Annotated in this window: 21 protein-coding genes; 8 read left to right on the forward strand and 13 right to left on the reverse strand. The window is 66.5% G+C overall.

The window, feature by feature from the left end; genetic code table 11:
- Positions 1–92: 92 nt before the first annotated feature.
- A complete protein-coding gene (locus ACH0BU_RS14725) occupies positions 93–2,957 on the reverse strand; it encodes a TonB-dependent receptor (RefSeq protein WP_500264237.1) in 2,865 nt (954 codons plus the stop codon).
- 184 nt (positions 2,958–3,141) lie between these two features.
- Here ACH0BU_RS14725 and ACH0BU_RS14730 point away from each other — a divergent pair, with 184 nt between their 5' ends.
- A complete protein-coding gene (locus ACH0BU_RS14730) occupies positions 3,142–4,161 on the forward strand; it encodes a LacI family DNA-binding transcriptional regulator (protein WP_500264238.1) in 1,020 nt (339 codons plus the stop codon).
- Between the two features lie 122 nt (positions 4,162–4,283).
- On the opposite strand, the gene ACH0BU_RS14735 is transcribed toward ACH0BU_RS14730, so the two are convergent.
- From ACH0BU_RS14735 to ACH0BU_RS14750, 4 genes are all read right to left on the reverse strand, one after another.
- Positions 4,284–5,429: a DNA N-6-adenine-methyltransferase gene (locus ACH0BU_RS14735; RefSeq protein ID WP_500264239.1), complete on the reverse strand. Its 1,146-nt coding sequence runs from the start codon at positions 5,427–5,429 to the stop codon at positions 4,284–4,286.
- A 90-nt stretch (positions 5,430–5,519) separates the two neighbouring features.
- The gene (locus ACH0BU_RS14740; protein ID WP_500264240.1) at positions 5,520–6,272 is read right to left on the reverse strand and encodes a ThiF family adenylyltransferase; all 753 of its coding nucleotides are present in this window, start codon (positions 6,270–6,272) and stop codon (positions 5,520–5,522) included.
- Between the two features lie 4 nt (positions 6,273–6,276).
- Entirely contained in the window at positions 6,277–6,666 is a 390-nt protein-coding gene (locus ACH0BU_RS14745) for a hypothetical protein (RefSeq protein ID WP_500264241.1), read from the reverse strand.
- A gap of 11 nt (positions 6,667–6,677) precedes the next feature.
- On the reverse strand, positions 6,678–7,574 hold the full coding sequence (locus ACH0BU_RS14750; protein ID WP_500264242.1) for a P-loop NTPase family protein: 897 nt from the start codon (positions 7,572–7,574) through the stop codon (positions 6,678–6,680).
- 98 nt (positions 7,575–7,672) lie between these two features.
- On the opposite strand from ACH0BU_RS14750, the gene ACH0BU_RS14755 reads away from it, so the two are divergent.
- Positions 7,673–8,281, forward strand: a complete 609-nt coding sequence (locus tag ACH0BU_RS14755) for a sensor histidine kinase (RefSeq protein ID WP_500264243.1) — start codon at positions 7,673–7,675, stop codon at positions 8,279–8,281.
- A 21-nt stretch (positions 8,282–8,302) separates the two neighbouring features.
- Here the strand turns inward: ACH0BU_RS14755 and mntR are convergent, their stop codons facing one another.
- Positions 8,303–8,737, reverse strand: coding sequence for a manganese-binding transcriptional regulator MntR (mntR, locus tag ACH0BU_RS14760; RefSeq protein ID WP_046406625.1), 435 nt, complete (start codon positions 8,735–8,737; stop codon positions 8,303–8,305).
- Between the two features lie 96 nt (positions 8,738–8,833).
- Between mntR and ACH0BU_RS14765 the strand changes: the two genes are divergently transcribed.
- The 5 genes from ACH0BU_RS14765 (at position 8,834) to ACH0BU_RS14785 (ending at position 14,067) form a co-directional block, all read left to right on the forward strand.
- Positions 8,834–10,942 (forward strand): TonB-dependent receptor plug domain-containing protein, encoded by a 2,109-nt coding sequence (locus tag ACH0BU_RS14765; protein ID WP_500264244.1) that lies wholly within the window; start codon positions 8,834–8,836, stop codon positions 10,940–10,942.
- Positions 10,929–11,438, forward strand: coding sequence for a thioredoxin-like domain-containing protein (locus ACH0BU_RS14770; RefSeq protein WP_500264245.1), 510 nt, complete (start codon positions 10,929–10,931; stop codon positions 11,436–11,438). The genes ACH0BU_RS14765 and ACH0BU_RS14770 overlap by 14 nt, the downstream gene beginning before the upstream one ends.
- 72 nt (positions 11,439–11,510) lie before the next feature.
- Positions 11,511–12,584 (forward strand): amidohydrolase family protein, encoded by a 1,074-nt coding sequence (locus tag ACH0BU_RS14775; protein ID WP_500264246.1) that lies wholly within the window; start codon positions 11,511–11,513, stop codon positions 12,582–12,584.
- A gap of 33 nt (positions 12,585–12,617) precedes the next feature.
- The gene (gene asd / locus ACH0BU_RS14780; protein ID WP_500264247.1) at positions 12,618–13,469 is read left to right on the forward strand and encodes an archaetidylserine decarboxylase; all 852 of its coding nucleotides are present in this window, start codon (positions 12,618–12,620) and stop codon (positions 13,467–13,469) included.
- A 142-nt stretch (positions 13,470–13,611) separates the two neighbouring features.
- Positions 13,612–14,067, forward strand: a complete 456-nt coding sequence (locus ACH0BU_RS14785) for a MaoC family dehydratase (RefSeq protein WP_197075251.1) — start codon at positions 13,612–13,614, stop codon at positions 14,065–14,067.
- A gap of 274 nt (positions 14,068–14,341) precedes the next feature.
- Here ACH0BU_RS14785 and ACH0BU_RS14790 read toward each other — a convergent pair.
- Positions 14,342–15,513, reverse strand: a protein-coding gene (locus ACH0BU_RS14790) for an IS3 family transposase (RefSeq protein ID WP_152680168.1) whose coding sequence is annotated in 2 segments (ribosomal slippage) — positions 14,342–15,249 and positions 15,249–15,513 — 1,173 coding nt in all. Because the reading frame shifts where the segments join, the coding sequence is not laid out codon by codon here.
- A 92-nt stretch (positions 15,514–15,605) separates the two neighbouring features.
- Here ACH0BU_RS14790 and ACH0BU_RS14795 point away from each other — a divergent pair.
- The gene (locus tag ACH0BU_RS14795; RefSeq protein WP_500264248.1) at positions 15,606–17,873 is read left to right on the forward strand and encodes a TonB-dependent receptor domain-containing protein; all 2,268 of its coding nucleotides are present in this window, start codon (positions 15,606–15,608) and stop codon (positions 17,871–17,873) included.
- A gap of 49 nt (positions 17,874–17,922) precedes the next feature.
- Here ACH0BU_RS14795 and cls read toward each other — a convergent pair whose 3' ends face one another.
- From cls to ACH0BU_RS14825, 6 genes are all read right to left on the reverse strand, one after another.
- The gene (gene cls / locus ACH0BU_RS14800; RefSeq protein ID WP_500264249.1) at positions 17,923–19,383 is read right to left on the reverse strand and encodes a cardiolipin synthase; all 1,461 of its coding nucleotides are present in this window, start codon (positions 19,381–19,383) and stop codon (positions 17,923–17,925) included.
- 57 nt (positions 19,384–19,440) lie between these two features.
- The gene (locus ACH0BU_RS14805; protein ID WP_500264250.1) at positions 19,441–20,589 is read right to left on the reverse strand and encodes a PepSY-associated TM helix domain-containing protein; all 1,149 of its coding nucleotides are present in this window, start codon (positions 20,587–20,589) and stop codon (positions 19,441–19,443) included.
- 2 nt (positions 20,590–20,591) lie between these two features.
- Complete coding sequence (locus ACH0BU_RS14810) at positions 20,592–22,616, reverse strand: TonB-dependent receptor (RefSeq protein WP_500264251.1); 2,025 nt, start codon at positions 22,614–22,616, stop codon at positions 20,592–20,594.
- Positions 22,617–22,725: 109 nt separating this feature from the next.
- Positions 22,726–23,115 (reverse strand): DUF2946 family protein, encoded by a 390-nt coding sequence (locus ACH0BU_RS14815; RefSeq protein WP_500264252.1) that lies wholly within the window; start codon positions 23,113–23,115, stop codon positions 22,726–22,728.
- Positions 23,116–23,224: 109 nt separating this feature from the next.
- Positions 23,225–24,253 carry a methionine synthase gene (locus tag ACH0BU_RS14820; protein ID WP_145121042.1) on the reverse strand — a complete coding sequence of 343 codons (1,029 nt, stop codon included), beginning with the start codon at positions 24,251–24,253 and terminating at the stop codon, positions 23,225–23,227.
- Between the two features lie 26 nt (positions 24,254–24,279).
- Entirely contained in the window at positions 24,280–25,263 is a 984-nt protein-coding gene (locus ACH0BU_RS14825; protein ID WP_125946041.1) for a putative oxygenase MesX, read from the reverse strand.
- Positions 25,264–25,345: the final 82 nt, after the last annotated feature.

Genomic DNA, 25,345 nt, shown 5'->3' on the forward strand with positions numbered 1-25,345 from the left:
TTGTCGAGAGCCCGTATCGAGACAGCTTTTTCGATACGCCGTCTCGACACGCTCGACGGCTACTCGAAACGAACGGCGCAGGCGCGGTTCGATCAGAACTTGTACGTCACGCCCAGATAATAGTCGCGCGTGTACCGCTGATATTCGCGCACCAGTCGGGGATCGCTCGCTTCGCTGGTGACGAACGGCTCGTCGGTCAGGTTCTTGCCCTGCAGCAGGATCGACAGCCCCGTCAGCGGCCCGGATTTGAACTCGTATCCGATCTGCGCGTCGAGCACGCCTTCGGCCTTGCCCTGGCGGAATTCGGGGTTGGCCGACAGGCCTGCCAGTTCGGCGAGGAAGCTGGAGCGATAGCGATAGGTCGCGCGTGCCTGGAAGCCGCCCTTTTCGAAATACGCCGTGCCCGTGCCGACCCATTTCGACTGGCCCGGCAGCGTGATCGCCTGCGTCGGGTTCGACCCGTATTTGATCGCGCTGTCGACATAGGTGCCGGTCACGAATACGCCGAAGCCGTCGAGCGCGTTCGTAAACATCTTGAACGGCAGCGATGCCGTCGCTTCGACGCCCATCACGTCGCCGCCGCCCGAATTGGTCGGCTGCGAAACGAGACCGAACTGCGCGTTCTGGCTGCGGATGACCGCCTGCTGCGCCGGGGTGAGCGCGCTCAGCAGCCCGGAGAAGTCGTACAACGTCGAGCTCGACGGATCGACGAAATCGGTCAGGTGCTTGTAGAAACCGGTCAGCGCGACATAGCCGCCCTGGTCGAAATATTTCTCCAGGCTGATGTCGATGTTGGTCGACTTGTACGGCCGCAGGTTGATGTTGCCGCCGGTCGAGCTGAACGGGCTGTTCTGCGGCAGGCTGCCCAGACCGATCTTCGACGTGTTGATCCCGACGTCCTGCGTGATCCGCTCCTGGTCCAGACGCGGGCGGACCATCGTCTGCGCCGCGTTCAGCTTGACGTAGAAGTTCGGGACCAGTTCGACCGACATCGTCGCCGACGGCAGCACGTTGGTGTAGGTCGTCTTGCCGAACGCCGGCGCGGTGGTGACGGCGCCGCCGTTCAGGCTGGCGATCGCCCCGCTCGAGCTCTGTTCGGTGTGCACCACCTGGACGCCCAGCGTGCCCTTCAGCGGCTTGCCGCCGGCCAGACCGTCAATCACGATCTTGCCGTAGCCGGTCCAGACATTCTCGGTGACGACATTGTCGCGCACCAGCGATGACGGGCGATTGTCGAACACCGGGTTCAGCAGCGCATAGACCTTGAGCGGGTCATAGGTCAGCATCTGCGGCACGCCGAGATAGTCGAGGCTCACCTTGCGATCGAGCAGCACGTCGGCAGGCACCACCAGGCTGGTCGGCGTACCGCTGGCGACGGTGCAGTTGGTCCCGCCGCCCTTCGGGCACAGGAAGAAGGAGGTGTAATTGCTCTCCTTCTGCCGGCGGCTGAAGTTGCCGCCGATTTCCCAGCCCTTGATGACGCCCAGATTGCCGAATTCGCCGTCCAGGCTGGCGCGCAGCGACTTCAGATCGTCGGTGAAGTCGGGCTGGTTGAGGAAGCCCGCCTGCACCACCGCGGCGGTGCCGTTATAGCCCCACCCGCGCGGGTCGGTCAGGCGAATGATGCTGGTGTTCGAATAATCGATCGTCGGCACGATGTCATAGGTGCCATCGCCGTTCTGGGTGATGCGGATCGTGTCCTTCGCCCCCGCGCCATTGTACCCGGCGCCCGAATAGGTCTCCAGTAGGAAGTCGGTGCGCGTCGCGCGGCTCCAGCTGGCGTCGACCTTCAGATGCGTCGTCTCGGTGATCGCAAAGTCGTTGTTCCACCCCAGCGACAGGTTTTCGGCGGTGCGGCGGTTGTAATCGTTGCGCTGGACCGCGGCGACGTTGCTGATCGTCGCGGCCGTCACCAGCCCGTTCGACACGGTATAGCCCGGCGCGATCACGGTCGTGCCGTTGTTCTGCGTGCCCGACCAGTCGGGGTTGATCGGGAATTCGATGCCGCGCAGCCGCTGCGTTTCCTCGAAGTTCGAATAGAGCACGTCGAACGTCGAATGGAAGCGGTCGGACGGACGCCATTCGATCGTCGCGACGCCGCCATAGCGCTTCAGCAGGTTCGACTGGACATAGGGCTTGGCGCCGCCGAGGATCAGGTTGCCGCCGGCCTGCGACGCGGTGGGGAAGCCCCAAGCGGCATAGCGTTCGATCTGGGTCGGGGTCTGCGTCGCCGAGGCGCCGATCGCGATGCCGAGCGTATCGTTCGCGAACTGGTCGACATAGGTCGCCGACGCGCGATAGCCGTAGCGGGTACCGTCAGGGTTCAGCGTCTTCTTGTCGTTCATCTGCCCGCGCGCCGACAGCACGACGGTCTGCTTGCCGGAATCGAGCGGGCGCAGCATCCTGAGATCGACGGTGCCCGAGATGCCGGCCGCGATCAGCGCCGGGTCCGCGCCCTTGTAGACGTTGACGTTCTGGAAGAATTCGGACGGATACTGGTCGTATTCGACGCCGCGGTTGTCACCGACCGTCACCTGCTCGCGACCGTTCAGCAGCGTCGTCGAGAAATCGGGGCCGAGGCCGCGGATCGACAGGCGCTGGTCGCGACCTTCCAGACGCTGGGCGGTGACGCCCGGGATGCGCGCGAGCGAGTCGGCGATCGACACGTCGGGCAGCTTGCCGACGTCTTCGGCCGAGACCGAGTCGACGATCATCGTCGCGTTGCGCTTGGTGCGGGCCGATGCCTCCAGCGCGCCGCGGATGCCGATGACGGTGATCTCGGCGCCCGCATCCTCTTCGGTCGTGCCGGGCGCGACCGGGCCGCTCGGCGGGTTCTGGACCGGCGCGTTCTCGGCCTGCTGGGCGAAGGCCGGCATGGCGATGCCGAGCGCGATGGCGCTCGCGCCCAGGACGAACCCGGCGCGGCGGCGCGTGGAAATGGTGCTGGAATACCGCATGGAAGTCCCCTCCTGTCGCCCGCGTCGCATCTTGCTGCACGCTTGTCGGGCACCGTCCCCGTGGACGGCCTCGTCCCGCGATGTGGAACACGGCGCGGGTTTGGGGAAGCGGACGGCATACGTATTCAGCCCCCTCCCTTTACCTATGTCAGTCGCACGCTACGGTGGGCGGACAGGGGAGAGTATGTCGCAGGACAAGCCGACATCGTTCGACATCGCGGAACTGGCGGGCGTGTCGCAGCCGACCGTCAGCCGGGCGCTGCGCGGCGACAAGACGGTCAGCGAGGCGACCCGCATTCGGATCGAGGCGGTCGCGCGGCAGCTCAATTACAAGGTCGACAAGAACGCCTCATCGCTCCGCCGCGGCATGACCAACACGCTGGCGCTGCTATTCTTCGAAGACCCCGCGCTCGATGATTCGCTCATCAACCCGTTCTTCCTATCGATGCTGGGGTCGATCACCCGCACCTGCGCCAAACGGGGCTTCGACCTGCTCGTGTCGATCCAGCAGCTGTCCGCCAACTGGCACGTCGATTACGAGGACAGCCGCAAGGCCGATGGGATCATCCTGCTCGGCTATGGCGATTATTCGGCGTACCGCGTGCGGCTCGACCAACTGGTCGCGCAACGCACGCATTTCGTCCGCTGGGGATCGGTGCGGCCGGGCCAGCCAGGAACGACGATAGGCTGCGACAATGTCGAGGGCGGGCGGCTGGCCGCGCAGCATCTGATCGACCGCGGGCGCAGGCGCATCGCGTTCTTGGGCGACGCGTCCGAACATTATCCCGAATTCGCCGACCGCTACCGCGGCTATGCCGACGCCCTGCGCGCCGCCGGCCTGCCGGTTGATCCCGGCTTGCAGGTCGATGTCGTCGCGTTCGAGGATGCTGGGGAAGACGCCGCGCGCCGCCTGATCGGCCGTGGCATCCCGTTCGACGCGATCTTCGCCGCATCCGACCTGATCGCGATTGGCGCGATGCGCGCGCTGGCCGACGCCGGCCTGTCGGTCCCGCGCGACGTCGCCATCGTCGGCTTCGACAACATCCCCGCCGCCGCCAGCGCCAACCCGCCGCTTACCACGATCGCGCAGGACTACGGCCACGCCGGCGAAGTGCTGGTCGACACGCTAATCGCGCAACTTGCCGGTCGCGATGTCGCCGGCGAGACGCTACCGCCGCGGCTGGTAACGCGCGCGTCGAGCTGACCTGCGCCGCAGACCGGACCACAAGTATCTGACGCACCTGCCCGCGGCAGTATTTCGAAATTTGAAGCATGATTAAGCGCACTTAATATTTCATCTTGGCTGCGTCTCGCCTTTGGAATTTGCTAGATGTTCCCAGGTCCGCAGCAAACGCGCACCCCCTTGCTATCCGGCGGCTGTAAGGACCGATCGCAGCGTGTCTCAGCCACCGTCCGCCAGATCGGTCGTCCCTGAACCCTCCGCCAGGTTATCGTAGTGTCCTGCCGCGCCATCTCCGCAGCAACGGCGCTTGCCTTGACCCAGAGGCCCGGTATCCGCCTGGCGAACTCGGCCTTCTGCCGGTCGGTTATCCCGTACGCGACCAGCATGAGGCTGTACGGGGTAGTCCGCGACCTGCCCGTTCGGTCAGAGAAGGGCAGGCGACCGCGGAGGAGGTAGATGTCGGCGGCCGCTGCGACCTTGCTCTGGAAGAAATCGCTGTCGGTCCTGACCGGCACCAGGCACAGTACCATCTCGACCTCGCCTGCGAACCACTGCTCGTACGCTCGGGCCATCCAGTCGAGGTAGCCGGAGTAGGGCGGGTTCATGAAGACGAGACGGCCGGCCCAGGAGTCCTTCAGGCCGTCATCGCCATTGGCCAGTAGGAAGCGGCGCCGCGCTACGACCGGGCTCAGCACATGTCCGCACGGGTCAAGGTCGATCGGACCGAAGACCTCAATCACCGGATTGATGAACCTCTTCGGCGTGAACCGCGCGTCGCGGTCCTCCTTATCGCCGGGACCCCAGTGCGACCGCTCCTGAGCGTGGCGGCGCACCTTGGGCCTGACGACGGCGAGCAGAGAAAGCAGGTTCTCTACCGAACCCTCTCCGGCCTCGAGTTCGACGATCTGGTTGGGCAGCAACGATACCTTTGCCGCGAGATCTTCGACAGACAGCCTAAGCGCATCGCGGCGATTCCGTAGCTTCTCGGGCAGGTTGCCGCCCCGAGCAAGGCCGGCAACCTTGAACGGCAGAGCCTTGAACACCGCATTCAGCGTGGCAACCGGTCCGCGGCCCGCTTCCAGCTCGACGATCGCCTCGGGAGCGACACCGGCCATCTCGGCCAGGTTCGAAACGGAGCGGAATTCCGCGATGCGCGCCTTGACGAGCTCGTCGACCAGATTGCTGCGACGAGGGGCACGGCCCCGCGGCTTTACGACTACGTCCACTGTCTCACCATCTGCCGCGGTCTTGGTCGGCTCGTTCTCTGGTTCAACGACGCAGTTGGTCATGACGATCTCCCTGGATGATATCTCACGCACCGGTCCGTCCAAGCTGATGCCTTGTCCTTCGGAATCGATGTGAACACGGACGACTGTAGGTCAGCTCGCCGGCCCGCGATGATCTTCGTTGAGGATGTGGTTGCCATCGACCGCGTAGGTTGCGTGGTATTCGCCTTCGAGGTCGAGATAGAAGCCGCGGAGGCGCTTCCACCGCATGACTGCAAGCGCCGCAGCCAGCGCGTTCATGTCGGCGATCTGGATGTTGCTGCGGTAGATCTCGAGGTCGCCGCCCTTCATCGGGATACGATCCCGATCGTGAACATGCGCGCGCATAGCCGGCGTGCTGGTGGTAACCCGCACGAGCCCCATCAGCCGGTCATCGACGATCGACAGGCCGAGCCCCGCGTCGATGAACGGCAGTCCGCGCTCTTCCAGCGCGGGAACCAGGAACGCACGCGCCTCGACGCTGTCGACGCACAGGAACACGAAGTCGGCCGCGTCGAGTAGCGCGAGGTTCTCGGGTGTCAGGTGCGTGGCATGTGTAACGATCCCGGCGTGCATGCGCCCGTAGATGCGTGCAAAATACTCCACCTTCGGCAGGTTATTTCCGACGTCCTCAGGCGAAGCCGCGCCGGGGCTGCGGTACGCATTGTGCGACTGCATGACGTCGCCGTCGATGAGGTGGATGGCATCGGCCGGCGTTTTCGCGATTTGATCGAGGATATAGGAGCCGGTGCCGCCGAGCCCCAGGATCGCGACGCTGCCGCCAACCAGCTTCTGCGACACCGCTTCGATCCCGGCGCGGGTCGTCGCGGTGTCTGGATAGACGAAGGGGCTAGCCGACGGCTGCATGCTATCAGCTCAGCACGGTGGCGTTGGCGTTGAAGAGCATGCCCTGAACGATCGGCACGACATCACCGGGGTTGAGCGACCCGGCCGAGCGGTCGGGCACACCACGCCGGTAGGTGACCGATAGCGCGGTGACGGTCTGGCCCGGGTTGACGGTGATGGCGAGGCCGACGATCTGCTCGAAAGTCGCCACGTCCGCACGCATTGCGTGCCACTTGCCATTGAGGCAGATCATCGTCCGCTCGGCCGCGACGACCGGCCTGGCTGCCGAACGGTCCTCCTCGCCGACGAGGTACAGCGCGCGACGCTGAACGGTGGCAGGGGCCGGCACGCCGTCGGCGCGGAGCGCCGCCGGCGGGCGAAGGCTGGTCGACGCGGTGCCTGCATGCTGGGTCATGATGCTCTCCTTCACTGCTGGTGAATGTTGACCGGGACGCCGAGCCGCGCGGCGGCAGCGTCGTATTGGGCTTCAATGATCGCCGTCCTGAGCTGGTCATAGGTGTCGCGCGGCGAGTGCCACGAGCCGGTCCACCAGACAGGACGCGAGTTGCGGAAACGAGGCTCGTCTCCGCCGGCAGAGCGGCTCAATTGGCCGCGCTCCACGATATCTTCCCAGCGAACGGCCGGATCGGCAGGCGGAATATCGAGGTCTGCAAGCACCTCGGCAAAGAGCGACACTATGATCTCGCTGCGCTCGTGAACGGACGCCTTCTGCATCGGAATGGTCGTGAGCTTGTCGGCGAGCGGTGCAGGGAGAAGCTCTGGCGCGTCTGCCTGAATGAGCCAGGTGACCTCGCCCAGGTCGATCACGGTCCCGATTTTTTCTTCCACAAACGCTCGGCTCAGCTTGGGGTCGACCAGCGACGCCAGCGCCACCGCGGCATCGGCGTTGATGTCGGCGCCGATCACCGTCACGATCGGGTTTGCGCATCGGGCTGCTGCCATGGCGGTGACGATCGGCGAAACCCACAGGGCCTCGCTCATGTCGGTCGAGCCGGAAATGCTGGTAGCGATCACAGGATCGGACAGATCGAGGAAGATGTGTTGCACGCCAGCCGCGCGGGCGAGCGATCGTGCCGCATGCGAGCGACCGGCACCCGCAGGTCCCGACAGCAGCGCGGGTGCCATGCGAAACCAGGGCCGGCCGGCTGCCAGCAGGTCGTCACACGTGGTGCGCACGGCATGAAGGAAGTCCGGCTGCCACTCGTGTCCAACCAGGAACGGGATGCCGGCGGGTCCGAGCCGATCGCCACCGAACAGGGCGAACGGCTCGCCGAGCCCGAGCGGCGGTACGCTATCGCTCACCGAACCCGCTGCGCGACCAGGCGGGCGCGGTCGAGAAGTGGATCGGGATCTGCAATGACATCGACGGCGCGAAGAAGCTGGAGGAGCTCCAGCAATTGATGATGGGCGAAATCAGCCATCGGGTGAAGAACAGCCTCGCGCTGGTCGCCTCGCTCTTGTCGCTGCAGGCGCGCACCGCGGGCGACGACCTGCGCGCCGCGTTGCAGGATGCCGCGGCACGGGTGCAGGCGGTGGCGATCGTGCATGACCAATTGTGGCGACAGGCTGATGCCAAGGCGGTCGATCTTGCCGTGTTCCTCCCCAGCCTCGTCCTCGCGGTCGCCAGGACCGCGCCCAAGCATGACACGGTGGTCAGGATCGACCCGGCGCTGGTCTCGGCGAAGATGGCGGTCCCGATCGGGCTGTTCGTCAACGAGCTGGTCACCAACGCGTACAAATATGCCTATGCGGAGGGCAGCGAGGGCGAGGTGCGGGTCATCGGGACGACGATCGGCGAGGAACGCTATCGCCTTGAGGTGGCCGACCAGGGCCGTGGGCTGCCCGAAGCCTTCGATCTCACCCGCGCGACGACCAGCCTCGGGATGCGCGTGATCACCAGCCTCGCGGCGCAGCTCAATGGCGAGCTTGCCGCCGCCTCCGCCGACCCGGGCGCGCAGTTCGTGCTGGAGTTTCCGCTGACGCCGCGGATGGCCGCGGGGCCGGGATGATCCGCCGCGGCCTGCGCGCCGCTATTGCCCGTCCGGCCGGCGCAGGCGCTGGGTCAGCTCCTGCAGCTTCACCAGCGTCACCTCGCTGACGTGATGTTCGATCCCTTCCGAATCGGCATGGGCGACCGCATCGTCCAGCCCCAGCGCGCGGAGGAATTCAAATACGATCCGGTGCCGTTCACGCGAGGCATCGGCGAGCTCGCGCCCGCGGTCAGTGAGGAAGATCGAGCGATAGCGCTTGTTTTCCACCAGCCCATCGCGGCGCAGCCGGGTGATGACCTTGGAGGCGGTCGCCTGTGATACGCCGAGCCGCTCGGCGACATCGGTCAGCCGCGCTTCCCCCTGTTCGGCGATGAGGTCGCCGATCAACTCGACATAATCCTCGGAAACTTCGGTGAGATGCGCGGCTCGCGTCTTGCGGAAGGCAGCAGCACGATCGGCGGCGGACAGCGTCATGCCGCCCCCTTAGCCGCTCCCCCGGAAGAATCCCAATCGGAACTTGAACTCGGGCAACGTATTTAGCAGTGGCTAACTCTCTTAGCAGGAGGTTTGATGCTTGGTGTGACCTTGGCCCTGGTGTTAGGAGGCGTGGCCGCGGCAGGGGATTCGCAGGGGAGACCGGCAGACGCCCCTGCGCCGGGTGCCAGCGACGGCCAGATCGTGGTGACGGGCACACGCACCCCGCGCACCATGCGCGAGGCGCCGGTCAGGACCGATGTGATCGGGGCGGCGGTGCTGGAGCGGTCGGGCGCGCGCAACCTGGCCGACGCACTCGATTTCCTTCCCGCCGCGCGGACGGAGAGCAATTGCCAGAATTGCAACACGACCGAGATCCAGCTGCTCGGCCTGTCCGGCGCGTACAACCAGATCCTGCTCGATGGCCTGCCGCTGATGACCGGCGTCGGCGTCGTCTATGGCGTGGAGCAGATCCCGGCGGTGCTGGTTGACCGGGTCGAGGTGGTGAAGGGCGGCGCGTCGGTCCTCTACGGCCCGGGCGCGGTTGCGGGCGTGGTCAACGTCGTGCCGATGCGCCCTGAAAAGGACGGTATCCGCGCCGCGCTCGACGTGCAGCGGGTGGACCGGAAGCTCACCGCCTTCGGCTCGCTGATGGTGGCCAAGACCTTTGCCGGCGGGTTCGTGAACCTCTTCGCGCAGGGCGATCACAACCCGGGGATCGACCTCAACGATGATGGCTATACCGAGCTTGCCCGTCGCAAGCTGATCACCGCAGGCGCGCGCGGCGAATGGGCGGCCGGCGCGGCGACCACCGTCGCGTTCGATTACCAGTTCACGAGCGAGGACCGGCGCGGTGGCAATCTGCTCGACCGGCCGGCGCACCTCGCCAACATCGCCGAGCAGATCGACAGCGACGTGCATCGCGGCTCGCTCAGCGTCACGCAGCAGCTCGGCGCCGATACGCGGCTGGTCGGCACCTATGCCCTGTCGGTGCTCAACCGGCGCAGCTTCTACGGCGGCCTGGGGGAGGTGGAGACGAACCCGGATGCCCCCGGCTATGACCCGGTCGCGCTGGCGGAAGCGGAGGCGGCCAGCCGCACCCAATATGGCCGCACCGGCGACACCTTCCATTATGGCGAGCTGCGGCTGGAGACGCGCGCGGGCGCGCACGCCGTGCTCGGCGGGGTGCAGATCCGCAGCGAAAAGGTGGTCGATCGCGGCGAGGATGCCGATGGCCGGCGGCTCGCGACGATCGTCGACGATCGCTTCAGCACGCTCGGCGCCTTCGTGCAGGACGAATGGTCGCTCAGCGAGGGACTGCGCCTCGTGCTGGGGGCGCGGCTCGACAAGAATTCCGAGATCGACGACGTGATCGTCTCACCGCGCATCGGGCTGTGGGCCTCGCCCAGCCCGCAACTGGTGCTGCGCGCCAATTACTCTACCGGCTACCGCGCGCCGGAGGTGTTCAGCGAGGACATTCACGTCGACGTGCTGGGCGCTGAGCCCATCCGCATCGTCAACGCGCCCGGCCTCACCACCGAACATGCGCGCAGTGTCGCGGTCGGCTTCGATTGGCGGCCGACGTGGCGCGACGGCGCCTTCACGCTCGACGGGCAGGCCTATTGGACGCAGCTGCGCGATACCTTCTTCCTCGGCGAAATCCGCGAGCGGGCGGACGGCAGCCTGTTTCGCGTCCGTTCCAACGCCGGGGGCAGCCGCGTGCTGGGCGCGGAAATGAGCGCGACCTATCGCTTCACCCCGACGCTGAACGCCAGCATCGGCGGCGCCTATATCGACGCGCGCTACGATGCGGCGCAGGTGATCTTCGACGATGACGCGACGCAGATTGCCACCCGGCGTTACCTGAAATCGCCGCGGCTGACCGGGGTCGGGCAGGTCATGTGGCGCGTCACGCCATCCTTCGACGCCTTTCTCGCGGCGCGCTACACCGGGTCGATGCCGGTGCTGAACAACCGCCTGGCGGAGCTTCGCAACAGCGACCCGTTCCTGGTGTTCGATCTGACCGCGACGCGCCATATTCCGATGCGCGACGACGGGTCGGAAATCGACGTGACGTTAGGCATCCGCAATCTGACCGACGCCCGCCAGCGCGACCTGGAGGTCGGCGCGGGGCGCGACAGCGACTATGTCTATGGCCCGCGCCTGCCGCGCACCTTCTTCGTGCGGATCAATGCGCGCCTCTAGGCTGCTGCTGCCGCTCTTGGCGTGGCTGGTGATCGGCGCGGGGCCTGACGACACGCTGGCGCGGACCGCCGGCAGCGCGTTCGAGCGGCTCGATCGTGGACGCGTCACCCGCGCCACCGTGCCTGCGGGCACGCGCATGCTGGCGGTCTATTATGGGGCAAGCTGGTGCGGGCCGTGCCGCGCCTTCGTCCCCGAGCTGATCGCTGCCTATCCCCGGCTGCGCGCGCGCGGCATCGAAATGCTGTTCGTCGGCGATGACGCCAGTTGCGCCGCGACGCTGGACTATGCCCGCACCAGCCGCATGCCGTGGCTGCTGCTGCCGTGCGATCGCGCGCGCCACGCGGTACTTCGCCGGCTGGGCGGAAAGGCGCTGCCCGGCATCGTCGTGCTCGACCGCACCGGCAAGCCGGTGGCGACCAGCTGGCAGGCGGACGGCGACAGCATGCCGCGCGCGACGCTTCGCCGGCTGCTGGGATCCGCCCCCGCCGACAGGTGACTTCCTACCGCCCCTGCTTGGTGCCACACTCCCTTCGACGCTGACGCAGGAACACACCCGGATCGCGGGGAGATGGGGCGCCGCGACGTGGGAGAGGGGATGATGATGACCGAGGACGTGCTGGAACCCGATCTGCCGATCATCGACCCGCACCATCATCTGTGGGATTTCACCCCGAACCCGCCGCGCGACAGCGACCATCCCTTCGGCGCGATCGTGAAGCAGAGCCCGCGCTACCTGTTCGAGGAGCTGCTGCGCGATTGCCGGCACAGCGGGCATAATGTGATCGGCACCGTCTTCCTCCAGTGCGGCGCCTTCTACCGGGCGGACGGGCCGGCCGAGATGAAGCCGGTGGGCGAGGTGGAATTCGTCAACGGCGTCGCGGCGCGCGCGGCAAGCGGCATCTATGGCCCGTTCCGCGCCTGCGCCGGCATCGTCGGACAGGCCGACCTGACGCTGGGCGCGGAGGTCGGCGCGGTACTGGATGCTGAGATCGCGGCGGGCAACGGCCGGTTCCGCGGCATCCGCCACATTGGCGCGCATGATGCCGATCCCGAGGTGCTCGGCCCGCTCGGCCATGCGCCGCCCGCGCTTTATGCCGATGCCCGCTTTCGCGAGGGGTTTGCCGAACTGGGCAAACGCGGGCTGACGTTCGACGCCTGGGTGCTGGAGCCGCAGATCGGGGAAGTGACGGCGCTTGCCCGCGCCTTTCCCGACCAGCCGATCGTGCTCGATCATGTGGGCACGCCGTTGGGCCTCGGCGTCTATGCCGGGCGGCACGATGACCGGTTCGCCGCGTGGAAGGGGGCGATCGAGGAACTCGCGACCTGCCCCAATGTCACGATCAAGCTCGGTGGCCTCGCCATGCCGTTCTGCAAGCTGGGGGAGCTGGGCCCGGAGACGCGGACCAGCGCGGCGCGGCTGGCCGATCTGTTCCGCCCCTATGTCGAAACCGCCATCGACGCGTTCGGCGCCCGGCGGGCGATGTTCGAAAGCAACTTCCCGGTCGACCGCTGGGGCGCCGACTACGGTACATTGTGGAACGCCTTCAAGCTGATCGCGAAGGGCGCCAGCGCGGACGAGAAACGCGAATTGTTCGCCGGCGCTGCCGCACGCTTTTACCGCGTCGAGCATCTGCTCGCCTGACAATCCGACCCAAGCACGCCTATAGCGGCAGCCATGACCGATCGCCTCAAAGTGCTGCTGCAATATGCCCTCCCCAAACAGGGGCTGACGACGCTCGCCGGGCGGGTCGCCGGGATGAAGGGCGGCGCGGTGACGACGCGGCTGATCCGGCTGTTCGCGGCACGCTACGGCGTCGACATGAGCGAGGCGGCGAACCCCGACGTCGCCGGCTATGCCACGTTCAACGACTTCTTCACCCGCCCGCTGCGCCCCGGCGTCCGGCCGATCGCCCAGGCGGATTTCGTCTGCCCGGTCGATGGCGCGATCAGCCAGTTCGGCGCGATCGACGACCATCATATCGTCCAGGCCAAGGGGCATCGCTTCACCACGACGCAGCTCGTCGGCGGCGATGCGGCGCTGGCGGCCGAGTTCCGGCATGGCAGCTTCGCCAATCTCTACCTGTCGCCGAAGGACTATCACCGCCTCCACATGCCGTGCGGCGGCCGGCTGGTGCGGATGATCCACGTCCCCGGCGCGCTGTTCTCGGTGAATCCGGTCACCGCGCGCGGGGTGCCCAACCTCTTCGCCCGTAACGAGCGCGTCGTGTGCGTGTTCGATTCGGCGCAGCACGGCCGCTTCGTCATGGTGCTGGTCGGGGCAACCATCGTCGGCAGCATGGCGACCGTCTGGCACGGGGTGGTCAATGTCAAGCGCGGGCGGGCCATCTCCGAATGGCGCTATGATGACCAGAACATCGTGCTGAAGCAGGGCGAGGAAATGGGCCGTTTCCTGCTCGGCTCGACGATCGTCATGCTGTTCCGCCCCGGTGTGATCGCCTTCAACCCCAATTGGGCGCCGGAGCGCAGCGTGCGCCTGGGCGAACGGATGGGCGACCGCCCCGCCTGAGTACGTCTGGCCTGAGCGCGCCCGGCCTGAGGACGTCCAGGATCGCAATTTTTGCCGCCAATCCACCTTGGCTTGGGGCGTCTGATTGCGCACAGGCACCCGCCCGGGTGCCCGATCGCTGCCCCGGCAACAGAGGAACCCCGTGTTGCGACCGTCGCTGTACCTGAACGACCTTGAGATCGGCCAGCGTTGGGCCGGTGGCCCGATCACGCTCACCGAGGCGGAGATCATCCGCTTCGCCGAGGAATTCGACCCCCAGCCGATGCATGTCGACAAGGAGGCTGCGGCCGCGGGCCGGTTCGGGGGGCTGATCGCCAGCGGCTGGCATGTCGCCTCCCGCGTCATGCGCGATTTCGTCGACACGGCGCCGTTCGGCGACACGCCGATGCTGGGGCTGAAGGTCGATGACCTGCAATGGCGGACGGCCGTGCGCCCGGGCGACGTTCTGTCGATCACGCGCGAGGTGGTCGACATCGCCGTCTCGCGCAGCAAGCCCGACCGCGGCGTGCTGACGATGCGCATGACGGTGACCAATCAGGATGGCGCGGTGGCGATGACCTTCCTGAACCTCATCCAGATGCCGGTCTCGGCAGGCTAAGTCGACGTGCTCAAGCACCAAGGGGCGGTCGGTCCGTCGCTTGTCCGCAAAGGCTGCGACCCGCGACCGGCTCCTCTTGCGATAAGAAATACCACCTGGTACAGAAAGCTGCTTGACGCAGCCTGAACCGATTTCTATACCAGTCGGTATCAAAGGGGTGCCACAGGGGTATCCAAGCGAAAGGCCGCACCATGGCTGATTGTCTGACCGGAGTGGTTGGCGCGCGTTAGCAGGCGCCTGTGAGCAGCCCCCACCGGGTGGTCCGGGTAAATAGTTAGTGCATTGTCGTCTCCGCCGCCATTGTCGGGCGGAGGTGGAGCGAAGCGGAACCGGAGACCGACAATGGTGGTGTCGCCGCTTCTGGTGCCGGTGGGCGGTAGCCCAAGCTGCTGTGCGGCCGGACGGTGTTGTAATGACGCCGCCACGCCTCGATCAGCACCCTTGCCTCGGCGAGGCTGTAGAAGATTTCGCCGTTAAGCAGCTCGTCGCGCAGCGAGCCGTTGAAGCTCTCGTTATAGCCGTTCTCCCAAGGCGAGCCCGGCGCGATGTAGAGCGTCTTCACGCCGACCTGCCCGAGCCATTTCTGGACCGCGGTGGCGATGAACTCGCTGCCATTGTCCGATCTGATGTGCGCCGGCGGGCCCCGAGCAATGAACAGCTCGGCAAGTGCTGCCAGTACGTCCTCATGCTTGAGCTGGCGCGCAACGATCAGCGCCAGGCACTCGCGGCTCGCCTCGTCGATGATGGTGAGGATGCGAAACTTACGGCCATCATGCGTCCGCCCTTCGACGAAGTCGTATGCCCAGACATGCCCCGGATATTCGGGTCGCAGCCGGACGCACGAGCCATCGTTTAACCAAAGCCGGCCACGTTTAGGTTGCTTCTGTGGCACCTTCAGCCCCTCACGACGCCAGATGCGTTCGACGCGCTTGTGGTTCACCGACCACCCAGCAGCATGCAACAGCGCGGTCACCCGACGATAACCGTAGCGCCCGTATTGCTTGGCCAACTCGATGATGTCCTCGGTCAACGCCTGTTCGTCATCTGCCCCGCACGGCACCTTGCGCTGCGTCGACCGATGCTGCCCGAGCACGCGGCACACGCGTCGCTCGGATACATCCAGCGTCTCCTTCACCTGATCGATGCAGCGCCGACGCCGTGCGGGGCTCAGAAGTTTCCCCGTGCCGCCTCCTGCAGGATCAGCTTGTCCAGTGTGAGGTCGGAGATCGCACGGCGCAGCCGCAGGTTCTCCTTCTCCAGGTCCTTCATCCGCCGAGCCTGATCCGTCTTCAGGCCGCCATACTCTTTGCGCCAGCGGTAGTAAGTCTGCTCGCTGACCGCGATCCGCCGGCATGCCTCCGCGGTCGTCCCGCCCTGGCCCAGCACGATTTCAACCTCACGCAGCTTCCCGATGATCTCCTCGGGCTTGTGCTTCTTGGCAGGCATTCGTCGTCCCTTCCTTGATCCAGACTGTCATAGTCAATGGACCACTCAGAAGGGGGCAGCTCACAGGTCAGTCGCCCTTCAACCAGATACTCGTGGAAAACACGCGCACCTATCTGGGAACCCCGGCGGGCATTCCGTTCATCCGCGATGCCGCGCGACTGGTCCCGGCCACCGCGGGCGGCACGACGTCCGTTGTCCGCAATGCGGCGGGCCAGATCCTGGGTTTCGATCGCAACAGCAATCTGGTGCCGTTCAACATCGGAACTCCGACGCAGGACCCCACCACGTTTCTGGGCGGTGACAACCTGAACTTCGCCGACATCACCAACGCCCGCGTGAAGGATGACCGGTTCAACGCGGTGGCGCTGGCGAAATTTGACTTTTCGGACCGGATCACCGCCTTCGGCGAGGCGTGGTATTCCCGGAACAAGGCCACCAATCTCGCTGGTCAGCCGGTTTACAACACGGCCTTCTTCAGCGCGAGCGACCCAGGCGCCTTTGACGTCAACGGCAATTTCATCATCCCGCTGAACAATCCGTTCCTGACGCCGCAGGCGCGGGCATTGATCGTGCAGAACCTGACGGCGGCGGGGCTGCCCGCGGGCGACACGGACGTTTTCTACCTTGGGCGCGCCAATACCGATATCGTCTCCGGCGTGGCGCGGCTGGATCAGGAAATGTACCGCTTCGTCGGCGGGCTGCGCGGCGATTTCTCGCTCGGCGAGCGGGTGTTCAACTGGGAAGTGTCGGCCAATTACGGCCGTACCAACAGCCGGTCGAGCCAGCCCTCGCTGGTGGAGCCAAACCTGCGGCGGGCGCTGAACGCCGGCTTCGACGCCAATGGCAATATCGTCTGCCTGCCGTTCAACCCGGACCCGAGCAACCCGGCGTCGCCGCCCAATGTGCCGCAATATAACGGCACCATCTCCACCACCTGCGCGCCGCTGAACCTGTTCGGTAGCGGCGCACCGAGCCAGGCGGCGCGCGATTATGTGACCACCAATGCGCGGACCGAGGCGATCACCTCGCAGCGCGATTTCCTGGCGACGCTGACCGGGCCGGTGTTCAAGCTGCCGGGCGGCGATTTCGCGATTTCCGTCGGCTATGAGAACCGCCGCGAATTCTCCCGCTTCTCGCCCGATGAATTCTACACCGAGGCGCTGGGCCGCTCGATCCCGATCCTTCCGGTGCGCGGGTCGTACACCACCAACGAAGTGTTCGGGGAGTTCCGCGCCCCGCTGATCGGGCCGGATCAGAACATCCCGTTGATCTACCAGCTGGAGATCAACGCGGCGGGCCGGTATGTCGACAATTCGGTCGCCGGCGGTGATTTCACCTGGACGGCGGGCGGCCGCTGGGCGCCGGTCGACGGCTTTGCGGTGCGGGGCAATTACACCCGCGCGATCCGCGCGCCGGCGGTGACGGAATTGTTCGCCGCCGACCAGCCGGCGTTCGATGGCGGGTTTGATCCGTGCGATTCCCAGAACCTGACCAGCGGGCCCAACCCGGCGGTGCGCCAGGCCAATTGCGCGGCGGCCGGCCTACCGACGGATTTCTCGTCGCTGATCAACTCGGTCACCGTGCCGATCACCGTGCTGGGCAATCGCGGACTGCAGAATGAGAAGGCCAATTCCTGGACCGTCGGCGGGGTCCTGACGCCCCGCTTCCTGCCCGGGTTTGCGCTGTCCGCCGATTATGTGAACATCAACCTCAAGAACACCATCGTATCGTCCAGTGCGACCGACGTGCTGAGCGGCTGCTACGACGCAACTGATTATCCGGACAATTTCTATTGCAGCCTGATCACCCGCGATACGACGCCGGGCGAAAGTTTCGGCCAGGTGCTGACGCTGGATGAGCCGTTCATCAACCAGGGCGGGCGTCGGTTTGAGGCAGTGATCGTCGAGGCGAGCTATCGCCGTACATTTGGCGAGATCGGGGTAAATGCCACCGTCAATTACCAGCATCTGATAAAGCAGGAGAACCAGATCAACTCGGCGACCCCTTGGGTTAGCGATCGAGGAGAGATCGGCCAGAGTATCGACCGTTTCAACGTCAATCTGACGCTGGATCGCGGGCCGATCAGCTGGTTCAACCAGGTGCAATATACCGGCCCGGCGGTGTTCAACGCGACCGATACGCCAACCACGCGCGAGTTCCGCGGGATCGGCAGCTACGCGATCTGGAATACCGCGATCATCATCCGTGCGAGCGACAATTTCGATTTCCGCTTCAACATCGACAATGTGACCGACCGGGGCGTCCCTTTCCCGGCGACGGCAGGAGCGGGGACGCTCAACACCTATTACCAGGGGCTGGTGGGCCGTGCGTTCCTGATGGGGGCGAACGTCCATTTCTGATGGGACGGGAGAGGGGCGGGAAAGCCGCCGCTCTCCCCCGCCCTATGCGTCAGAACAGCGGCGCCGCCATCGTCAGCAGATTATCGAAGAAGCGGCGCGGCAGCGATCGGGCGGTGACGCCGCCGGGGGAAATCTCGATCGCATCCGCCAGCCAGCGGCGCTGGTGCGCGCTGACCGCCTCGGCCAGCTCGGGCGACTGGATCAACATGTTGTTCTCGAAATTGAGGTCCAGGCTGCGGCGATCCATGTTGGCGGATCCCACCAGCATCAATGCTCCGTCCACCACCAGTGTCTTTGCGTGGAGCAGCCCGCCGCGAAATTCGAAGATGCGCGCACCGGCCCGGGCGAGGACGGGGTAATAGGCCCGGCTGATCGCGCCGGTGATGAAGCTGTCGTTGCGGTTGGGGAAGATGATGCTGAGGTCCACCCCGCGGCGCGCGGCGGCGACAATCGCGTCGAGCAGCGGGGGATCGGGCGCAAAATAGGGCGTGGTGATCACCACGTGATGCTCGGCGGCCGCGAGCACCGCGGCGAAAATGTTGGTCATGGTGGAGGCGGGGGACAGGGGGCCGGTGCCGACCGCGATGGCGGGATAGCCGTGACGCGGCGTGAGTGGCGGCTGGTCCGCGAACACGGCGGGCATGTCCTCCCCCGTTTCAACCATCCACGCCGAAGCGAAGATCAGTTCCGCCTGGCGGACCACCGGTCCTTCGAAGCGGAAGAGGATATCGACCCAGGGAGCAAAGCGGCGCTTGGGCAGGAAGGCGGCGTCGGCGCAATTCTGACTGCCGCACCACCCAATGCGGCCGTCGATGACCGCGATCTTGCGATGGTTGCGAAGATCGGTGCGGTGGCCGGCGAGGAAGCCGATCCCCCAGGGGACCGTGAGCGAGGCGCATAGCCGCGCGCCCGCCGCGCGCATCGCTGCCCATTGGGGCGAGCGGATCAGCGAGCGCGAGCCGATCGCGTCCGCGACGATGCGGCAGGTGACGCCGCGCTGCGCCGCGCGACAGATCGCATCGGCTACGCGTGAGCCGTTATGGTCGGTCAGCCATATGTAGAAGGACAGATGCACGCTCGACCGGGCAGCATCGATATCGGCGACGACGCGGTCGATCGCGCTGTCGGCATCGGGCGCCACCCAGGGGGCGGTCGCGGTCGACAATGGCCAGCCGCTCGCCGTCTCGCAGGTACGAAACGCGTTGCGTGCCACCGCGGAGGGCGGGTCCAGGGCTGGCGGCGGGGCGTGCTCGACCAGCGCGCGGTGGACGAGCCGCGTGCGGCGGCGAAGGCGCGGCGACACCCATGGCTCGCCGAACAACAGGTAGAGTATGGTTCCGATCGTCGGCAACGCGACCAGCAGCAGCAGCCACGCGGCGCGGGCATAAGGCTCCCGCCGCTCCAGCAGCACGGCGCGCACCACCACTGCGGTATAGACCGCCACCAGGATCAGCCATGGCGCCCAGCCGAGATGGTCCATCCGCTCTTCGCCGCGTCGGCCGAACGCCAACCGCGCCAGCCTACGCCTGTTTGCGAGGCGGGCGCCATCCCGTGTTGATGCGGATGGTCACTGTGCCGGGTCCGCCGAACGACCACGCCGGCGCTGCCAGCGCAACAGGCCGGTGACGAACAGCGCGGTGGGCGCCAGGCCGATCAGAACCGCGAGAATGCGGCCGACGACCCCGCCGGCTGATCCATCATGCAGCGGGCGCACCCAGGCATTGATCGCGGTGCCGAGACCGCCGTCACGCACATTGTGCAACGCGACGATGCCAGCGCTACGCTGATCGACGAAGACATAGCTGCCGGGAAAGCGGCGGTGCGGGTCGCCCGGCACCTGAATGCGGACGCGATACGGCACGGCGGGATCGCCCGGCACGTCGATGAAGGCGAGCCGGGCATCGGGCACTGCCGCACGGACGCCGGCCAGCGCGCGGGTAATCGGCAGCGCCGGTCCGCTGCCTGCGATCGCTGGCGGCTCCGGCACCGCCGCGGGCGACAGCAGCGCCGCCTTGACCGCCGGCAGTGCGAGGATGACGCCAGACGCGACAAGGATCAGCAGCAAGCCGCCGCTTCCCACCCCGACGAGCCGGTGGATGTCGTTGAGGCGGCGGATCGGCGGTGCGTTGCGACGTAACGCCAGCGCCTTGCGCCACGAGCCGCGCGGCCACCAGGCGATCAAGCCGCTCAACAGCAGCACCAGCATGATGACGCCCGACCAACCGACGACCTGCGCGCCGACGTCCCCCGCGAGGAGATGCATGTGCAGTTCGTAGAGCCAGCTCATCAGATAGCCGCCCCACGGCGCGACCCGCAGGATGCGGCTGCCATCGGCGGAGAACCACACCATCAGCCGCGGCGGGTGGCGCACGGCACCCGAAACAGGCGGATAATAGCGCGCGGGGATCGCGCCGCCGATGTCCGTCACCTCGAACGACCATTTGCCCGCCGGATCGAAGCGTGCGGCGTGCGCCGTCGCCAGCGCACGATCCCACACTGGCGACGTCCAGCCCGGCGCGGGTGCCCGCTGCTCCACCTGCGTTTCGGGATGCAGCGCCGCGTCGATGCCGACGTAGAAGACCAGCGCCGATCCGGTAAGGCTGATCACGGCGAACAGCAATCCGATCGTTAGCCCCAGCCACAGGTGGATACGGCGTGCGGCCGATCGCCAGGGCTGCCGTCCCGCCGTTACGGTCTGCGTTCCTATCCGGGACACGGTCAGAACCGCGCGCGGATCGCGCCGAACAGGCTGCGCGGATCGGCCGGCGCGTGCAGCCGCTGGGTGCCGTCGTACCAGACATATTCGTAGCGATCATTGGCGAGGTTGCGCACCTGCGCGGACAGCTCCAGCGCGTCGTTCAGCCGATAGGCGAGTTCCGCGGTAAGCTGGAAATAGCCGCCATAGCGTCCCTGATCGTTGGCGGTGGTGAGTTCATAGGAGGATTGCCCATTGCCCCACAGCGAGGCGCGCCACGGCAGGGTCGTCGGCGCCCATTCAACGCCCGCGGTGACGACGTTCTGGGGGACGTGATCGATCGCATTGCCCGCGGTGAGCGGTGCGGCGGGATCGGGCACGCGAATGACGGCCTTTTGATGCGACCAGCTGGCCCAGGCGGACAGGCCGGGCAGCGGGCGAACTTGAGCCTCCAGGTCGAGACCGCGGCGACGGGTTGCGCCGAGATTGTCGAATTCGCCGGAGGGATCGTTGAGGCGCCGGCGCAGCTCGCCACTTGCCGTCTGCTGCCAGACCGCGGCGCGCGCGGTCAGCCAGCGGCCGTGCGACAGTTTGACGCCGCCTTCCCACCCTTCGTTGATCGAAGGCGCCACATCGCGCACGCGCGGCGGCACGACAAAGGCACCGGAGCCCGCGCCGACCTGGAAGGTGCGACCGTAATTGGCGTAAGGGGTCAGCCCGGCCGTGGGCGTCACCGCGACCGACAGCTTCGGCTGGCTGATCGTGCCATAATCGTTGACCGGCGCGCGCGCGCCGTTCAGCCGGTTCAGGAAGTCACCGTCGACCCGGTCAATCCGCCACGCCGGGGTGATCGTCAGCCACGTCGCCGGGGTGACAATCGCCTGCACATAGGCGCCGCCCACCGTGAGGTCGAAATCCTGGTCGCGCGTCGGTGCGGTGATGATCCGCCGGTCGGTCGTCCAGCGCAGGCTGCGATTGTGTTGCCATTGCACGTCGCCCCCGGCCTCCGCCATCAGCCAGCCCGCGGCATGCCAGTGCACGCCGGCGACCACGCCATAATGCTGTTCCTGCGTCAGCCGGCGCTGCTGCGCGACATTGGCGGAGAAGCGCACGTAGCGATCGTCATCGTTGGTCGTCGCATAGCCGACCGCGGTCAGTGACAGGTCGCGCGCCAGATCGGCGTCGAGGTGCAGGCTGTACTGGCTGAGATTGCGGGTGCCGCCGTCGGTCTCAGACACGGCATAGGATCGCCGCCGGTCGGTATAGGCGTCGGCATCGGTGAGGTAGCCGGGCTCCTCGGCCGTGCTGCGGCTGTGCCGAGCGATCAGGCCGACCCGCGCGCCGCCCAGGTCGTAGAACCACTTGCCCGCCAGCGTCAGTCGGTCGAGGTCGGCGTGATCGCGGTAACCGTCCGTTCGGCGATAGGAGAGCGCGACATTCTGGCTGAGGCGGCCGGTTTCGACGCCGGCGGCGAGCTGCGCGTCATAGGTGCCGAACGCGCCGGCGATGCCGCGCATGTCGAGGTAATTGCCGCCGGTGCGCGTCTTGATATTGGCGCTGCCGGCGATGGCATGGAGGCCCCAGCGCGGGTCGGACGTGCCACGCACCAGCTCCACCGCGGCGATATCGAGCGGCGCCACCAGGTCGATGAAGTCGATCCGCCCGGCATTGTCGTTGGACGGGACGCCGTCGATCAGCAGCTTGACGGCGTTGATCTCGCCCTCACCGTTGAAGCCGCGGATCGAGAAGCGGCCCGATGTCGTGCCCTGGTTGAAATCGGTCAGCACCACCCCGGGCAGGCGGGCGAACAATTCCCACGCGTTGTCGACATTCTGCCGCTGGGCAAGATCGCCGCCGAGGACATCGACCGAGGTGAGCACATTGGCGGTGGAGCGCGCCATATCGCGCGCGGTGACGACGATGGCATCGTCGCCGATGGCAATATGGGTGTCGCCGCGCTGGGCGGGAGCGGCATCGGGAAGAGCAAGGACGGGGGAGGGAGCGGCGACGCACAGGGCGCCGCCGCCGAGCAACAGGCTGCGGACCATGACAGGACTTTCTTGCTGACGAGGGCCTGCCGGGCACGCGACGCGGCAGGGACGCCACCGCGCGAAAGCGAGGCGGCAGTGTCGCCGGCCGGTCGATCCGGTCGGCGCGTCAGATCAGCAGCGGTGGTCCGCGCAACGGAGGGCGCAGGTAGAGGGCGGCGCGCGGCAGGCGCCGCACCATCGGGCGAAGCGCCTGGCCCGCCACGATCGCCAGCGCGGCGACCAGCAGCACGGCATCGACCGCACCTAGGAACTGCGTCGAAAGCCCGGCAAAGGCGCAGGGCATGTCGCCCGCGCCACCATCCTTGGACGAGTCACTGCCGGGCGTGGCATGATCCATACCCGGGATGACGATCTCCATCGTCTGCGGGCCGAAGCCCGAACAGACCGCGACGGTGATCCGCCCGTCATCGGGAACGATCATGTAGCCGGTGGGGACCAGCACCTTCAGCAGCAACGCCGCGGCACAGATCAGCACTGGGACCAGGCGTTGCGCCAACAGATTCCGGATCGCCCCCACGATACCGTGGGTATCGCCTGCGTGCGGCGGTGTCACTGGGACATTTTGTCGCGGGGGATAATCAGGTTGGAAATGGGCGTCGCGGGCTTCAGCCGGTCAGTTCCTGCCGGACGATCTGCGCGCCAGCGCCCAGCGCCTTCAGCTTGCCCTGCGCCACGGCACGCGGCAGCGGGGCCATGCCGCAATTGGTGGCCGGATAAAGCTTGTCCGCATCGACGAAGCGCAGCGCCTGGCGGAGCGTCTCGGCAACCTCCTGCGCGGTTTCGACCTGTTCGGTCGCGACGTCGATCGCGCCGACCATGACCTTCTTGCCCCGGATCAGTTCCATTAGATCCATCGGCACCCGCGAATTGCGGCATTCGAGCGAGATGATGTCGATGCTCGATTGCTGCAGGCGAGGGAAGGTTTGCTCATATTGCCGCCACTCGGAGCCGAGCGTCTTTTTCCAGTCGGTATTGGCCTTGATGCCATAGCCGTAGCAGATGTGCACCGCCGTCTCGGCGGTCAGCCCCTCGGCGGCGCGTTCCAGCGCAGCGATGCCCCAGTCGTTCGCCTCGTCGAAGAACACGTTGAACGCCGGTTCGTCGAACTGGATGATGTCGACCCCAGCCGCCTCCAGCTCCCGCGCCTCCTGGTTGAGGATGCCGGCAAATTCCCACGCCAGCTTCTCCCGGCTGCGGTAATGCGCGTCGTACAAGGTATCGATCATCGTCATCGGGCCGGGGAGGGTCCATTTGATCGGTTGATCGGTCTGCGCGCGCAGATAGCGGGCATCATCGACGAACACAGGACGGGGGCGCGACACGGGGCCGGTTACCGTCGGCACGCTGGCGTCGTAGCGATTGCGGATGCGCACGGTCTCCCGACGATCGAAGTCGACGCCGTTCAGATGCTCGATGAAGGTGGTGACGAAATGCTGGCGGGTCTGCTCGCCGTCGCCGATGATGGTGATCCCGGCCTGGCGCTGATCATCCACCGCAAGCCGCAGGGCGTCGCGCTGCGCATCCGCGAGTTCGGCATCGGCGAGCTTCCACGGCGACCAGAGCGTCTCCGGCGTGGCGAGCCACGCGGGCTTGGGCAGACTGCCGGCGGTGGTGGTCGGCAACACTGTGGTCATCATTGGATTCCTTGGGTGAATGGGGGTCACAGGCCGCACGTCGCTGACCATTGTTCGAGCATCGCGCCATGCGGGCGGATGACATGTTCCTCGGCAAAGCGGCCCTGCGCGACGGCGAGGCGGCTGCGTTCTTCGCGGTCGTAGGCGATGCGCGTCAGCGAATAATCCTGCCGCGTGAGGCTGGGCCGATAGTCATGCGCGGCGACCGAATTGGCGTTGTAGATTTCCGGCCGGTAGATCTTCTGGAAGGTCTCCATCGTCGCGACGGTGCTGGCCAGTTCGACATGGGTATAATCGTCGAGCAGCCGACCCTGATGGTAGAAGGCGAGCGGGGCGGCGGCGTGCGGCGGCATGAAATAGCGCACCGCGAGGCCCATCTTGGCGAAATAGCTGTCGGTCGCGGAGTGATGCTCGCATCGATACTCCACGCCCAGGACCGGGTGGGAGTTGGTGGTGCGATGATAGATCTCGCGGCTGGAGACGCTGAGGCAGAACACCGGCGGCTTGCCAAACTGGTCGCGATAGGCGCTGGAGCCCAAGAAGTGCCGGAACAGCTTGCCATGTAACTCGCCGAACCCCTCCGGCGCACCGCCGCATGGGCTGCGCCGCTGGTAATCGGGCAGGCGGATGCTGAAATCATAGTCGCGGATGTAGGAGGACAGGCTGTTGCCGGTCATGCCGTCGGTCCACGCGCCGCTCTGCCGGTCGAGCACCGTCGTCGCCAGCATCTCGATCAGCGGCAGGCCGACCGGGTCGCCATCGGTGATCGCCAGGTGAGCGGAGACGATGCGCAGCGCGAGGGCGTAGCGATCACCGCCGGGATTGTCCCAGTGCATCAGTGCGTTGAAGCGATTGTCGATCATCCGCAGCGTGTTGCGCAGGTTCTCTGCCCGCGCCTCGCCCCGCGCCAGATTGGCGAAGTTGGTGGTCAGCCGCGTACTGTCGCCGGGCTGATAGTCCTCGTCAAAAGGGATGCTGCTGGTCGTGAACGTGAAACCGCTGTTCGTCATGACTCACCTGCTGTTGTACGAACAGGGGAGCCAGAGGGAGCGCGCACGTCATCGATGGTCCGCGATGGCAGTCACCATCCAC

Source organism: Sphingomonas olei, assembly GCF_045369765.1.
Lineage (GTDB): Bacteria > Pseudomonadota > Alphaproteobacteria > Sphingomonadales > Sphingomonadaceae > Sphingomonas > Sphingomonas panaciterrae.

Coding starts and splice junctions, on each gene's coding strand:
- ACH0BU_RS14740 (WP_500264240.1), bottom strand. CDS start 6,272: ATGCAGCCGTCGGCTAGCCCCTTCGTCTATCCAGACACCGCGACGACC.
- ACH0BU_RS14745 (WP_500264241.1), bottom strand. CDS start 6,666: ATGACCCAGCATGCAGGCACCGCGTCGACCAGCCTTCGCCCGCCGGCG.
- ACH0BU_RS14725 (WP_500264237.1), bottom strand. CDS start 2,957: ATGCGGTATTCCAGCACCATTTCCACGCGCCGCCGCGCCGGGTTCGTC.
- ACH0BU_RS14770 (WP_500264245.1), top strand. CDS start 10,929: ATGCGCGCCTCTAGGCTGCTGCTGCCGCTCTTGGCGTGGCTGGTGATC.
- ACH0BU_RS14755 (WP_500264243.1), top strand. CDS start 7,673: ATGATGGGCGAAATCAGCCATCGGGTGAAGAACAGCCTCGCGCTGGTC.
- ACH0BU_RS14730 (WP_500264238.1), top strand. CDS start 3,142: ATGTCGCAGGACAAGCCGACATCGTTCGACATCGCGGAACTGGCGGGC.
- ACH0BU_RS14825 (WP_125946041.1), bottom strand. CDS start 25,263: ATGACGAACAGCGGTTTCACGTTCACGACCAGCAGCATCCCTTTTGAC.
- ACH0BU_RS14810 (WP_500264251.1), bottom strand. CDS start 22,616: ATGGTCCGCAGCCTGTTGCTCGGCGGCGGCGCCCTGTGCGTCGCCGCT.
- mntR (WP_046406625.1), bottom strand. CDS start 8,737: ATGACGCTGTCCGCCGCCGATCGTGCTGCTGCCTTCCGCAAGACGCGA.
- ACH0BU_RS14775 (WP_500264246.1), top strand. CDS start 11,511: ATGGGGCGCCGCGACGTGGGAGAGGGGATGATGATGACCGAGGACGTG.
- ACH0BU_RS14735 (WP_500264239.1), bottom strand. CDS start 5,429: ATGACCAACTGCGTCGTTGAACCAGAGAACGAGCCGACCAAGACCGCG.
- ACH0BU_RS14820 (WP_145121042.1), bottom strand. CDS start 24,253: ATGACCACAGTGTTGCCGACCACCACCGCCGGCAGTCTGCCCAAGCCC.
- ACH0BU_RS14765 (WP_500264244.1), top strand. CDS start 8,834: ATGCTTGGTGTGACCTTGGCCCTGGTGTTAGGAGGCGTGGCCGCGGCA.
- asd (WP_500264247.1), top strand. CDS start 12,618: ATGACCGATCGCCTCAAAGTGCTGCTGCAATATGCCCTCCCCAAACAG.